8 protein-coding genes are annotated in these 13151 nt (G+C 65.7%); 1 reads left to right on the plus strand and 7 read right to left on the minus strand.

Annotated features, from left to right (window positions below):
* The first annotated feature begins 1 nt into the window (after position 1).
* Complete coding sequence (locus tag JFN90_RS13715) at positions 2 to 1777, plus strand: O-linked N-acetylglucosamine transferase, SPINDLY family protein (protein ID WP_199395687.1); 1776 nt, start codon at positions 2 to 4, stop codon at positions 1775 to 1777.
* A gap of 231 nt (positions 1778 to 2008) precedes the next feature.
* Here the strand turns inward: JFN90_RS13715 and flaF are convergent, their stop codons facing one another.
* The 7 genes from flaF to JFN90_RS13750 all read right to left on the minus strand — a co-directional run bounded on the left by flaF (position 2009) and on the right by JFN90_RS13750 (position 12986).
* Positions 2009 to 2398, minus strand: coding sequence for a flagellar biosynthesis regulator FlaF (gene flaF / locus JFN90_RS13720; protein ID WP_199395688.1), 390 nt, complete (start codon positions 2396 to 2398; stop codon positions 2009 to 2011).
* Entirely contained in the window at positions 2388 to 2777 is a 390-nt protein-coding gene (locus JFN90_RS13725; protein ID WP_199395689.1) for a flagellar biosynthesis repressor FlbT, read from the minus strand. The genes flaF and JFN90_RS13725 overlap by 11 nt, the downstream gene beginning before the upstream one ends.
* A 5-nt stretch (positions 2778 to 2782) precedes the next feature.
* A complete protein-coding gene (locus tag JFN90_RS13730) occupies positions 2783 to 3391 on the minus strand; it encodes a hypothetical protein (protein ID WP_328755691.1) in 609 nt (202 codons plus the stop codon).
* A gap of 194 nt (positions 3392 to 3585) precedes the next feature.
* Complete coding sequence (locus JFN90_RS13735; RefSeq protein WP_199395691.1) at positions 3586 to 4404, minus strand: flagellin N-terminal helical domain-containing protein; 819 nt, start codon at positions 4402 to 4404, stop codon at positions 3586 to 3588.
* Between the two features lie 220 nt (positions 4405 to 4624).
* Complete coding sequence (locus tag JFN90_RS13740; protein ID WP_199395692.1) at positions 4625 to 7597, minus strand: tetratricopeptide repeat protein; 2973 nt, start codon at positions 7595 to 7597, stop codon at positions 4625 to 4627.
* Complete coding sequence (locus JFN90_RS13745) at positions 7598 to 11941, minus strand: tetratricopeptide repeat protein (protein ID WP_236019009.1); 4344 nt, start codon at positions 11939 to 11941, stop codon at positions 7598 to 7600.
* Positions 11934 to 12986 carry a glycosyltransferase family 4 protein gene (locus tag JFN90_RS13750; protein ID WP_199395693.1) on the minus strand — a complete coding sequence of 351 codons (1053 nt, stop codon included), beginning with the start codon at positions 12984 to 12986 and terminating at the stop codon, positions 11934 to 11936. The genes JFN90_RS13745 and JFN90_RS13750 overlap by 8 nt, the downstream gene beginning before the upstream one ends.
* Positions 12987 to 13151 lie beyond the last annotated feature (165 nt).

Below are 13151 nucleotides of genomic sequence, written 5' to 3' on the forward strand. Positions count from 1 at the left end.
CATGAACGCGGAGCACCCGGCACAGGGGCAGGCACAGCTGAAATACCTCGAGCTTCTCCTGCGCAAGGGGATGCAGGAGGAGGCGCGCGCCCGGCTCGAGGAGCTGGTGCGGCAGGAGCCGCCGGTGGCGGCGGCCTGTTACCTGTTGGCGGTGCTCAAGGGGGAGGACGGCGAGGCGCGCGAGGCGGCCGATTTGCTGCTCAAAACCCTCGCCCTGGAGCCGGAGAACCCCAAGGCGCTCAACGCCCTGGGGGCCGCGCTGCGGCAGATGGGGCAGCTCGAGCGGGCCGCAGCGGCATTCGCCGAGGCGCTGCGCATCGAGCCCGGCTTCGGCGAAGCGCGCATCAACCTGGCCCTGCTCCTCAAGGAGGCGCTGCGCTTCACCGAGGCGGAAGAGCTGCTGCGCATAGGGGTGGCACTGGAGCCCGGCTCGGTGCGTCTCAATTACAACCTCGCCAACGTACTGCACGCGCAGGGGAGGAGCCTGGAAGCGGTGGCGGCCTACCGGGAGACGCTGCGCCTGGACCCGGACCACCTGGACGCCCGGCAGAACCTCCTCTTCGCCCTGCACTACTCGCCGCAGTTCGGCAGGCGCGAGATCTACGCCGAGCATCTGAAGGCCGCCCGCAGCCGTCCCTTCCGCCCGTCCCGCCAGGACCCGCCCGCCCGACCCCATCCCGGCGGGCGCATCAGGGTCGGCTACCTTTCCCCCGACTTCAAAAGCCACGCCGTGGCGAGCTTTATCGAGCCTGTGCTGCGCGAACACGACCGCGACCGCTTCGAGATCTTCTGCTACGCCAACGTAGCCGCTCCCGATGCCACCACCGCCCGCCTCAAGGGGCTTTGCGATCACTGGCGCGACATCCACGGCATGGCCGACCACAACGCCGCAGCCCTCATCGCCGGCGACGGCATCGACATCCTCTTCGACCTGGCCGGTCACACGTCCGGCAGCCGCCTCCCGGTCTTCTGCCACCGTCCCACCCCGATTCAGATCACCTGGATCGGCTATCCCGACAGCACGGGATTGAAGGAGATGGACTACCGCATCACCGACGCGCTGGCCGACCCGCCGGGAACCGACGACCGGCTGCACAGCGAATGGCTGCTGCGCCTCCCCCGCACGTTTTGCTGCTACCTTCCTCCCGCCGAGGCGCCCGAGCTCGCCCCGCCTCCCTGTGGCGTCAACGGCTACATCACCTTTGGTTCCTTCAACAACCTCTCCAAGATCACCCCCGAGGTGATCGCGCTCTGGAGCCGCGTACTGCGCGCCGTCCCCGACTCGCGCCTGCTATTGAAGGCGAAGCCGCTGGTGGACCACGGCGTGCGCGGCCGCATCCTCGCCACGTTCATGGAGCACGGGGTGGCCGCCGAGCGCATCGCATTGGACCAGGGACAGCCTGGCACCCGTGAGCACCTGGAGCAGTACCAGCGCGTGGACATCGGCCTCGACACCTTCCCCTACAACGGCACCACTACGACCTGCGAGGCGCTCTGGATGGGAGTCCCGGTAATCTCGCTCTCCGGCGACCGCCACTGTTCACGCACCGGTGCGAGCCTGCTCACCAACTGCGGGCTGGCCGACCTGGTGACCACCAGTGAGGCGGGATACCTGGACATGGCGCGGCAAGTGGCCAAGGACCGGGAAACACTGCGGGATTTCCGGGCGGGCGCCCGGGACAGGATGCGGCGCTCGCCGCTTTTGGATGCAACGGGAGTGACGCGGGAACTGGAGACGGTACTGGCGGAGCTTTGGGCGACCTCGCGCAAGCAATGAAAAGCCAACCGTAGAGAAATCTGAGAACTTCTGAGAAAACCTAACGTCTTTCGGGCTTACCCCAAAGTCCTTAGGTTGTGTTTTTGACTTTCTCAGATTTCCTCAGATTTACTCCGTGGCTAATGGTTTTTGTTTCGAGGTTTTGATCTTGGTTGGGGATGCTGCGGGGGGAACGTCAGCGAGGGGGACCACCGTGCGGCGATCCCCCTCGAAGAGCGTCTATTGCGGCGACTAGCCCGCGTTCTCGGGATTGGTCCTCAAACCCGCTGCGATGTTGAAGTTGATATCGACCACGATGGAGAGTTTCTCCGCGGTCGGGAAGGCCATCACCTCGAAGAACCTCTTGTCCACGAACAGACTCAGGTTCAAGAGGTCCTCCCGCAGCTGCTTGGGCATCGGGTGACCCGGTTCGGTTAGCTCCGCCTGGAAGAAGCTCCAGACCTTCTGGTTGTACTTAATCGCCTCCAGCATCTTGGCTTCGCGGTCCGGGGCATCCCAGTTTTCCTGGACGGCCTTGAGCATCAGCCCCGCCTTGGTCAGCACGGAGGCTTCGAGCTCGCGTCCCGACATGCTCTCCTTCTGGATACCGACGTACTCCTTGATCGCGTTGTTAGTTTGCATTTTTCAGTAGCTCCTCTTCGTACTCGATGAGATTCTTCGCAAGTTTGAGTGCCTGGTAGTAGTTACCAGCCTCGATCCGTTCGTTCAACTGCTCGATGTGGGTCCTGGTGCTCGGGGCCGCCTTCAGTATCTCGGTCGCCAGTTCCGAGTACGCCTTGACGTAGTTCGGGACATTGGCCTCGTCGATATACATGAGCTGGATGGTGAAGTAGACCCTCTTGCAGGGCGTGGTGGTGTCCTTCTCGCCCAGGATGTCCTTTTCGCGCAGTATGGGAACCGTATTCTCGATGAAGAGAACGGTGCCCTTGCCGCCGTTTCTGACCACTGCGCCGCCTACGATAAGCCGCTCGTTGCTCTTCAAGGTAATTTTTAGGGACATGTCGGTTAACTCAACCCTTTCAGGAATTGAGGGTGCTGTTGCGTCACCCCCTGAGTAACCGATTCTGCAAATTGCTGGCCAATCTCGACACTTTTTTGCGCCGCGCGCGAATCGCTGGCGATCGGATCCAAAGCCAGTGTTTCCGAGCCCTTGGGAGCCGAAAAGATGCTGGCGAAACGCCCATCGGCCACAAAGGAGCTGGTACCAGCAGCAATCTCGCCGCGCAGCGCCGTCAGCGACTGCGCCGCCGCGTCAAGTTTGTCTACGTGGTCAGCAATTTGACTGTCGTCCGCGTTCATAGTGAGCGGTTCGGGAAGCGCCACCTGCTTGGGGACGTCGACAACGGGTGGAGGAGGAGGGAGAGTGAGCTGGTCGATCTCCTTGCGGAGCGCCGTGTAGCTCCTCAGTAGTTTGACCCTTTCCTTGTCTTGCGGAGCGAAGGGAGGAAAATTTTTAACTATCGTTTCCAGAGGTCGCTTCAGCCGGTCAATGTTTTGACCCAATTCCTTGGCTGCCTGGTCGGTCTCCCTGATGGCGGCTGCGGTGCTGTTTTGCCGCTCGTTTTGCAGGCGGATGCCTGCCAGCTTGTGATCTGCCGGTCCGGAAAAGAGCACCTGGTCTGCGGTTACGGGGGCTTCGGGTTTCTGTTTTTCCGGTTGGGAATTCTGGACAGGGCTGGAGAGGGAGGTGAGTTGAGGCGAGGAAGTGGGGACTGGAACGCTCTCGGGTTGCAGTCGATCTATTAGCATGCGCTACCCCCATTGAAGAGGGATTGCGGAGCGGGTTACCCCGCTCCGCAAAGCTAGGGTTAGAACAGTCTGAGGACTGCCTGGGCTGCCTGGGAAGACATCGAGAGCGAGGTGGTACCCAAGCTCTGACGAGTCTGCAGCATCAGCATGTTGGCCCCTTCCTGGTTCATGTCGGCCAGGGTCAGGTTGTCAGCACCGGTCTGCAAGGTGTTGATCATGGAGTCGGTGAAGTTCTGACGGGTGGTGATGATGTTCAGGTTCGCCGCCAGGGTCTGGGTGTTGGACCTCAGGGTAGAGATCGCGGTATCCATCTTCGACGTATCGGTAGTGATGTCGGAGTTGGTGGCCCAGGCGCCGCTTGCGCCGGAGAGGCTGAGGCCGCCGGAGTTGGCCAGGAAGCCCACGACGTTCAGGCTGGAGCTCGCATCCTCGTTGAAGTTGACGGTCAGGGTGTTGGTGGAGCTCAGCAGGTTCAGGCCGCGATAGCCGGAGTCGGAGGAGATGTTGTCGACCTGGCTACGGATGGTGTCGTACTGGGTCGCCAGCTTGGACCTGGTGGAGGTGTCGCTGGTGGAGAGAGCCGACTGTGCGATACCTTTGGCCGCGTTGATCAGGCCGGTAACTGCGGTGATACCTGCGTTGGCTGCCGAAACGGTCTGAACCGCCTCGGACATGCCGTCCTTGCGGTCAGCGAGGTCGCTGGCGCGCTGGTTGGCGTTCTGGGCTGCAAAGTAGTTGGTCGGGTTGTCGAGGGCGCTGTTCACCTGCTTGCCGGAAGAGAGCCTTTCCTGGGTCCTGTTCAGGAGCTTGCTGGTGCCTTGGAGGTTGAGAAGGTTGGTCCTCATGCCTGCGGTGAGAGAGATGTCGCTAGTTGCCATGGTACTTCTCCTTTTCTGGGTGTTTGCCGGCATTCTTGCCGGGTTGAAAACTGTGTCGATTCACGGGTTTCTTTACGGTCGGGCATCCTGCCCTGCGGCGAGTAACTGATGAATTTCACCCCCTCATCGCCGGCGCGTCCTGCGCTTTTGTAAAGAATATCGACACGGCGGGCCCAAAACTTTAACGGAAAAGCACCACCTTACGATTATTTTTGTCAAATTATTGGCAGTTCAACCTCTCTTGCAGGGCGCGGCGGATACGGGCCATCACGCCGGGCCAGTCGCCGGGGCACCCCTGCCGGAAGATGCGCATGGCGGGGTACCAGGGGGAATCCTCGCGGTCGGCGAACCAGCGCCAATCGCAGGAGTAGGGCAACAAAAGCCAGACCGGCACCCCCATACCGCCCGCCAAGTGGCCGGCCGCGGTGTCCACGGTGATGAGCAGATCGAGCCCGGCCAGAATGGCGGCGCTGTCGCCGAAGTCCTTGATCTGCGGCGCGAGATCGACTGCCGGGAGGACGTCTGGGTCCGGTTCCTCGCCGAGCTGCAGGGAATAAAAGAGCACACCCGGTATATCGGCAAGAGGGGCGAACTCCTTGAAGGGGCAGGCGCGGTTTCTGGGGAGCGGCCCGCCGCGCCAGACCAGGCCGACCTTGAGCGTCGCCCCCTCCTCCAGCATCAGGCTCCAGAGCGCCGCGCGGCGCTCCTCGGGGAAGAGGTAGGGGCGCCAGGGGGGCATGTTGTCCAGCGTGGTGCCGAAGAGGTGCGGCAGGGACAACAGCTGGACCTGATAGTCACAGGGGGGAAGCTCGTCTGCCGGGCCGCAGACGGTCGTGACGCAGGGAACGCGCTCCAGGAGCGGCTTAAGCGCCGGGATCTGGCAGCGCACCACCACCCTCCCCCCGCGCTGCGCCACCAGGGGTGCATAGCGGATGAACTGCAGCGTGTCGCCCAGCCCCTGCTCGCACTGCAGCAGGATGGTGCGTCCGCCAAGCTCCTCGCCGCGCCAGACCGGGACACCGAGCTCCGGCTCGCACCCCGCCAGGCGCCATTCGTACTCGCGCCACCCCTCTTGAAAATCCCCCACCGACAAAAGGCTTAAGGCGAGGTTCCAGTGCGCCTCCGGGTGATCGGGCGCCAGGCGCAACAGTTCCCGGTAGGTCGCGATGGCCTGTTGCGGCTGCATCAGGTCCTGGTAGGCGGTGCCGAGGTTGATGCGCGCCTCGAGGTAGCCGGGGTCGAGCGTGATGGCGCGCAGGTACAACTCCACCGCCTGTGCCGGCTGTTCCAGCACCTGCAGGCACGAGCCGAGATTTACGTAGGCGGGAAGGTACGTGGGATCGAGCTCCACGGCGCGCCGAAACAGCGGCTCGGCATCGTCGTGCTGGGCGCGGCCGACCAGCAGCGTGCCCAGGTTGTTGCAGGCGTCGGCAAGGGACGGCTTCAGTTCCATGGCGCGCCGGTAGCTCGCCTCGGCCTCCGCGACATCCCCCAGGTCCTGCAACGCGAGCCCCAGGTTGTTATAAACCTCGGCGCAGTCAGGGAGCCGGGTCAAGAGGGCGCGGTAGAGCCTGACGGCGCCGTCCAGGTCCCCCTCCCCCCTCAGCCGGTTCGCCTCCCGGAACAGGAGGTTCGGGTCCTGGAGCGACGCCTCGGGGAGCGGCACGATCTGGCGTGCCACGGCCTCGACGACCGGCTGCCACTGTCCCGGAGCCGGTTGGCGGTGCAGGGTGACGCTCGGGTACCAGGGGGAATCGGGGCGATCGTAAAGCCAGCGCCAGTCACAGGAGAAAGGAAGCAGCAGGTGCACCGGTTTTCCCATCGCCGCGGCGAGGTGCCCCACGGCGGTGTCGACCGAGACCACCAGGTCCAGCTGTTCGATGAACGCGGCGGTGTCGGCGAAGTCCTTGAGGCCGGCGGTGAGATCGACGAGAGTCCCTGCCCCGGACAAAAGGGCCAGATCCTCGGCGGCGGCGCCGAGCTGCAGGTTGTACAGGGTCACCCCGGGCAATGATACCAGGGGAGCCAGGGCCTGCGCCGCGAGCGAGCGGTAGCGGTCCCTCTTGTAGCCGGCGCTGCCAGCCCAGACCACCCCGACCTTGAGCCCCGTCGCCGGCGCCAACTTCTGGCCCCAGTGATCGCCCAGCGCGGCATCGGCCTTGAGCGGCGGGCTTTGCGGCGGGATTGAGTCGATAGTGGTACCCAGTAGGTGCGGCAGGCTCATGAGATAGGTGTAGGTATCGAACGAGGGCTGAGCGTCCCCGGCGGCAAAGAGGACGATGGCGTCCCCCTGCGCGGCGAAAAGCGGCAGCAGCTCACGGCGGCACTCGAGCACCACCTTTTCCCCGCGCCGCGCCAACAACTGCGCGTAGCGGTAAAACTGGATGGCGTCGCCGAAGCCCTGCTCGGCTCGTACGAGGAGGGTGCGGCCGGCCAAGGGGGATCCGTCCCACATCTGCCGTCCCAGGAAGGACGGGTCGAAGCCGCCGGCGGGATCCTTCAGGCGCCACTGGTACTCGCGCCAACCCTCCCGGTACTCGCCAAGGGCGAGCAGGGCGAGGGCCAGGTTCCAGTGGGCGTCGACGCTCTCCGGATCGAGCGCCAGGGCCTCGTGCAGGGCCGCCAGCGCGTCGTTGAACTCGTTTAGCGCGAGCAGCGAGCCCCCGAGATTGACCCACCCCTTCAGGTGATCCGGCTGCAATTCCACCACCTTCCGGTAGCACTGCGCCGCCCCCTGCCACTCACCCTGGGCGCGCAGCGCGTGCCCCAGATGGTAGTAGGCGCTGGCGTAGCCGGGGTCGAGCGCGATGGCGTCGCAGAATCGCGCAACGGCGACATCCACCTCCCCCTGCTTCAGGAGTGCGTTGCCGAGGTTGCCCATCGCCTCGGGATAGTCGGCCTTGAGTCCAAGAGCCTTGCGATAAAGCTCTTCCGCCTCGTCGAGGCGCCCCAGGTCCTCGAGGACCACGCCCAGGTTGTTGTGCAGTTCGGCCTGCGCAGGGTCGAGGGCCGCGGCCCGGGAGAAGGCCTCCAAGGCCTGTTGCGGTTGCCCCAAAAGACGCGCCAGGGCGCCGGAAAGGGTGAGCAGGTCCACGTCGTCCGGCGTCTCCCGCAGGAGTTCCCGGCACAGTTCGTCCGCCCGCTCGATCCGGTTTTCCGCCAGGGCCCGTTTCAGTTCATCGCGGCTTTGCATCTAGTGTCGTTCTCCTTTGGCCCGAACCAGCAGTTCCAGCTGCCGCGCCACCCGCTCCAGCACCTCACTCCAGTCGCCGCGGCGGCGCTGGCGGAACAGCCGGGCGGTCCGGTACCAGGGGGAATCCTCCCGTTCCATGAGCCAGCGCCAGTCGCAGGCCATCGGGAGCAGCACCCAGACCGGCATGCCCAATCCCCCGGCCAGGTGCGCCACGGCCGTATCGGCGGAGATGACCAGGTCGAGCTGGCTCAAGATGGCGGCGGTGTCGGCGAAGTTCTTGATGCCCGCGCCGAGGTCGGTCAGTTCCATCCCCGGCGGCGGGGTGGCCGCCTGCTCCGCGCCGTCCCCCACCTGGAGCGCGCAGAAGCGGGCACCGACAACCTGCGCCAGCGGCGCGAAGAGCGACAGGGTGAGCGAGCGTTTCAGGTCGTCCTTGTAGGTCTTCCTCCCCGCCCAGACCAGCCCGACCCGGAGCCCCCGCGCCGGAAGGGCCGGGCGCCAGCGCTCCACGAGGGCGGGATCGGCGGCGAAGTACGGGATCTCGGCCGGGATGGTCTCCAGCACCGTGCCGCACAGGTGCGGCAGGCTCATGAGCGAGGCGTGGCAGTCGAAGTCGGGGAGTGGCTCGCCGCGCACCAGCACCCGCGTAACACCCGGCACCGTGGTGAGGACCGGCGCGATCGGCTTGGCCTGGCACTGCACCAGTACCGTCGCCCCCTGCGCCGCCAGGAGCGGCGCGTAGCGCACGAACTGGAAGGTGTCGCCGAAGCCCTGCTCGGCGTGGAGCAGGATCGTTTTTCCCGTAAGCGAAGATCCGTCCCAAAGCGGCTGCGGCAGCTCCAGACGCGGGATGGGATCCACCTTGTCGAAACGCTGTTCATAGCCGCGCCAACCGTCCCGGTACTCCCCGAGCTGCAGTTGCACCAGGGCCAGGTTCCAGCGGGCGTCGGCATAACCGGGATCGAGGGCGAGCACCTTGCGGTAGCAGTCGATGGCGGTCTCGACGTCGTTCAAGGCGCGGCTCGCGGAGCCCAGGTTGTTGAGCGCGTGCAGGTAGTCAGGCTTCATGCGGAGCGCGCGTCGGTAGCACTGCACCGCCTCTTCCAGGCGTCCCTGCACTTGGAGGGTGATGCCGAGCGCGTTCCATGAGGGGAGATAGCCCGGGTCGTCGGCCAGGATGGCGCGGAAGGTGGCGGCGGCCTGTTCCAGGTCCTCCATGGTGTGGTACAGCTCGCCCAGGTTGTGCCGGGCCTCGAGGTAGTCGGGGGCGACCGCCACCGCCTGCTGCAGCGCCTGCAGTGCCCCCTCGAAGTCCCCCTGTTCTTTGAGGGCCAGCGCCAGGTTGTGCCAGGCCTGCGCCAGGTTGGGCTCGATAGCCAGCGCGCGCCGGAAACTCCCGGCCGCCTCCGCAAAGCGCCCCGCGATATAGAGGCTGTTGCCCATGTTGTACAGCGGTGCCACGAAGTCGGGGCAAACCCTGATCGCCTTTTGGTAGCGCTCGATGGCCTCGGCATGCCTCCCTGCCCCGGCCAGAATGCACCCCTCGTCGTTGTAGCGCTCGGCGCTCCGCATCGGATCCGCGGCCGACGCCTCCCCTGTTCCGTTTTTCTGCGCCACAAGCTCGGTCAGCGCCTTTGTCACCCGGTGCAGCACGCCTTCCCAGTCGCCAGGTGTCGACTGCCGGAACAGGCGCATGGTCGGGTACCAGGGCGAATCGTCGCGGTCGGTGAGCCAGCGCCAGTCCGGGACGAACGGGATCAGGAGCCACACCGGGAGACCCAGCGCTCCGCACAGGTGCGCCACCGAGGTGTCCGCCGAAAGCACCAGGTCGAGCCGGCTGGCGAGCGCGGCGGTGTCCGCGTAGTCGCTGATTTCGGGGGCCAGGTCGGTGGCCGGCAAAATAGAGGCGAGATCCCCCTGCGCGCCGAGTTGCAGTGAATAGAAGCTGACCCCGGCAAGCCCGGCGAGTGCCGCCAGCTTCTCGGTGGGAAGCGATCGGTTATGGTCGTTGGGATGGCCGGGATTTCCCTGCCAGGCGAGCCCCACCTTCAACTTCCCGTCTGAGGGGAAGAAGGCATCGTAGGCAGCCGCGCGCGCGGCATCGGCGTGCAGGTAGGAAACCTGGGCGGGGATGCCGGCAAGATCGGTTCCAAAGATGCCCGGCAGGTCCATGAGCGACGCCTGCAGCTCGAACGGCGGCAGGTTGTCGCTAGTGGCGTAAACCGCGGCAACGCCGGCCACCGTTTGCACCAGCGGCACCAGGCCCGGCGACTGCACCTCGATGAGGACGCGACCGCCGCGGGCGGCGACCAGCGGCGCGTAGCGCACGAACTGGAGCGTGTCACCGGCACCCTGTTCGCCGTACAGCAGGATGGTCTTGCCGGACAGCGGTTCGCCATCCCAGGCCGGGAACTCCTGCCACCTGCGTTGCGGCGCCTGGCTGCTCTTCTGGAAGCGCCAGGAAAACTCGCGCCACCCCTCGGGCAGTTGGCCGGTCATGAGCAGGAGCACGGCAAGGTTCCAATGGGCGTCGGCATAGCCGGGGGAGCGGCGTACCGCCTCCCGGAACTCGGCCAGCGCCTCCGTAAAGCACCCCAATTCCTTCAAGGTGGTGCCGAGGTTGTAGCGCGCCTTGACCAGGGCCGGGTCGAGGCGCAGGGCCTCGTGGTAGCTTTGCCGCGCCCCGTTAAGATCACCCAGCACCTGCTTCACGATTCCCAGCCCCTCGTGCAGTTCTGGCACTCCCTGTTCCAGCGCCAGGGCATCTTCTAGGCTCGCCCGCGCCTCAACGAAACGCCCCTGCTGCTGCAGCGCCTGGGCCAGGGCGTAGTGCGGCTGCCAATGTCGGGGGAGCAACTGGGCGGCCTTCGTGAAGCGGACCGTCGCCTCGCCCGGCTTGCCCGTCGCGGCCAGGAAGACGCCCATGAGATGGTGGTTGCCGCCGTCAAAGGGATGCGCAGCCAGCAGCTGCTCCAGGAAGTCCACCATGGCCTCGGCCAGAGCGGCACGCAGCCGCTCGACCACCTCCCCCCACTCACCCTGGCGCTCCTGACGGAACAGGCGCATGGTCGGGTACCAGGGCGAATCGTCCCGGCCGTGCAGCCAGCGGTAGTCGCCCGCCATCGGGAGCATGAGCCACACTGACTTGCCCAGTGCCCCGGCCAGGTGCGCCACCGAGGTATCTATGGAAATGACCAGGTCGAGCTGGGCGATAAAAGCGGCGGTGTCGCCGAAATCGCGGATGGCGGAGGTGAAGTCGATCAGTCCCGGGAACTCACCCGGGCCGGCGGCTGCCTCCCCCACCTGCAGCGAGTAAAAGGACGCCCCAGGGATGCCGCACAGCGGCTCCATCGCCGCCAGCGAGCAAGAGCGGAAGGGATCGGGGACCGCCTTGCCGGCCCATACCAGGCCAACCCTGAAGCCGGGGTCGGCGGCGAGCTTGGCCTGCCAGAGCCCGAGCCGCTGCGGCGGCGGTGAGAGGTAGGGGACCGTGTTGGGAACCTTCTGCAGTGTGGTGTCGAAGAGGTGCGGCAGGGACAGCAGGGGAATTTCGACGTCGAAGGGGGGGAGCGGCTCGCCCATGACGCACACCTCGGCGACGCCGGCCATGCCGCGTAAAAGTGGCACCAGGGCCGCGGACTGGCATTCGGCTATGACGACCCCGCCCCGCTCCGCAACCATGGGGAGGTAGCGGGCGAACTGGATGGTATCCCCGAAGCCCTGCTCGCCGTGTACCAGGATGCGCCTGCCCTGAAGCGGCGCCCCGTCCCAGGTGGGTGCGGGGAAGCTGCGCCTGGGGGAGGTGAATTCATCCCTTTTCCAGCGCCACTGGTACTCGGCCCAACCTTCGCGGAATTCCCCCGCCATGAGCAGGGCGAGGGAGAGGTTCCAGTGCGCATCGGCGCAGTCGGGCCGGCGCCGCACCAGGTCCCGGAAAACGGCGATGGCGCCGTCGACGTCGCCGGCACGCTGCAGCGCGCCTCCCAGGGCAATGGCGGGTTCCGGCGCGTCGGGCGCCTGGGCCAGCGCCAGGCGGAACTGCTCCGCGGCTTGGGCGAAGCGCCCGAGCTTGAAGAGCGAGGAGCCCATGTTGTTCAGGGCCAACGGATCCCCTTCCCGCAGGGCGAGCACCGCGCGGTACTCCGCGAGCGCCTCCTCGTGGCGGCCGGTATCGTCCAGGAGCGCGCCCAGGTTGATGTGCACGTCCGGCAGGAGCGGCCCGCCCGCCGCGACCAGGCTGCGGTAGATCGGCTCCGCCTCGGCCAGCCTGCCGGCGCGTTGTAGCTCCAGGGCGCGGGCGAATTCCCGCCCCAGGTCAGGCTGTTGGGTCATGGGGCTAGCCATTGCGCATCCGGGCCAACTCCGCCTGGTTGGCGAGCTTGGTGGCCAAGTAGTGGAACTGGCGCGCGGCACCACTCCAACTGAGATTCTTCATCTCCTCCGCAGCCAGCGCCCCCTTGGCGGGAAGCGCATGACGGTTGCGGTAGACGTACTCCAGCATCTCGATGATTTCTTCCAGGTCCGGCTCCTCCCAGACTGCGGTCTGGACCCCGCCATTACTAACCACCATGGGGCGGTAGCGGGTCAGCGGGTAGGCGATGGACGGGTTGATGACGTCGGCGTGGCCGCTGCTATCCGAGGCGATCACCGTCCTCGCGCAGGCCATGTACTCGCACATCACCATGTTGTTCCCCCCCTCGCAGCGGTTCGGGAACAACCCGACGTGAGTGCCGGCGAAGACGTCCCGGATGGCATTGTTGTGCACCAGCGGATGCACCACGGTGCGCGCCGGGTCGAGCCCGTTTTCCAAGGCGCAGCGCCCCGGAACACTCAGGAAGTCCACCTCGTCGTGGCGGTAGGTGATGAAGGGAGAGCTTTCCATGGTGAGGAGCGAAAACGGCCACTGGTTCGCCCAGCTGCAGGAGAGGTAGACGTCGCCGTGGCGCTGCATCAGCACCTTCATGGCGGCGATGACCAGGTCCTGGCCCTTGCGGAGTTCGAATTTGCCGCCGGAAAAGACCACGAAGCGGTCGTCGGGCGGGAGGGGCAGCGGGTAGAAGCGTTCCGGGTCGACCCCCTGCAGGATGGTGCAACAGTTTTTCACCCCGCCCATGCGCAGCAGGTATTCGCACCACTTGGAGCCGGCGACGATGAAGTCCCACTGGCGTGCGGCGGCGCGGGTGAAGTTGAGGATCTCGATGCTGTTTTCGAAGAAGCAGTAGCCGATGTTGATCGCATCCCAGGCCTCGGGGTTCAGCGGCGCGAGGTTCTGCGACATGCAGTGCAGGGTCACCCCCGGCACCGGGGGGAGCTGTGCGATCTCGCGTTCCAGGTAGGTACCGGCGATGCCCCAGCCGTGCATGGAGCCGCTGGGCATGGATAGTCTCATGAATGAAAACCTCTCTGTGGTGATGGATCGACCACTACACGTGAGCAACTACCGTACCAGCGCGGCGAGACGGGGGCTAAGCACCTGAAAAAATGGGGTTTGCGGCGGGAAGGCGGGAAGACGGTCATTTCTTTGACAGGGGGTTCGACATTAAAAGGGGACAGG

The sequence above is a fragment of the Geomonas propionica genome (genome assembly GCF_016458235.1).
Taxonomy (GTDB): Bacteria; Desulfobacterota; Desulfuromonadia; order Geobacterales; family Geobacteraceae; genus Geomonas; species Geomonas propionica.

What these genes read in the sequence shown, in the direction of transcription:
- JFN90_RS13715 (WP_199395687.1), top strand. Translation starts at nt 2, where the DNA reads ATGAACGCGGAGCACCCGGCACAGGGGCAGGCACAGCTGAAATACCTC.
- flaF (WP_199395688.1), bottom strand. Translation starts at nt 2,398, where the DNA reads ATGCAAACTAACAACGCGATCAAGGAGTACGTCGGTATCCAGAAGGAG.
- JFN90_RS13725 (WP_199395689.1), bottom strand. Translation starts at nt 2,777, where the DNA reads ATGTCCCTAAAAATTACCTTGAAGAGCAACGAGCGGCTTATCGTAGGC.
- JFN90_RS13735 (WP_199395691.1), bottom strand. Translation starts at nt 4,404, where the DNA reads ATGGCAACTAGCGACATCTCTCTCACCGCAGGCATGAGGACCAACCTT.
- JFN90_RS13740 (WP_199395692.1), bottom strand. Translation starts at nt 7,597, where the DNA reads ATGCAAAGCCGCGATGAACTGAAACGGGCCCTGGCGGAAAACCGGATC.
- JFN90_RS13745 (WP_236019009.1), bottom strand. Translation starts at nt 11,941, where the DNA reads ATGGCTAGCCCCATGACCCAACAGCCTGACCTGGGGCGGGAATTCGCC.
- JFN90_RS13750 (WP_199395693.1), bottom strand. Translation starts at nt 12,986, where the DNA reads ATGAGACTATCCATGCCCAGCGGCTCCATGCACGGCTGGGGCATCGCC.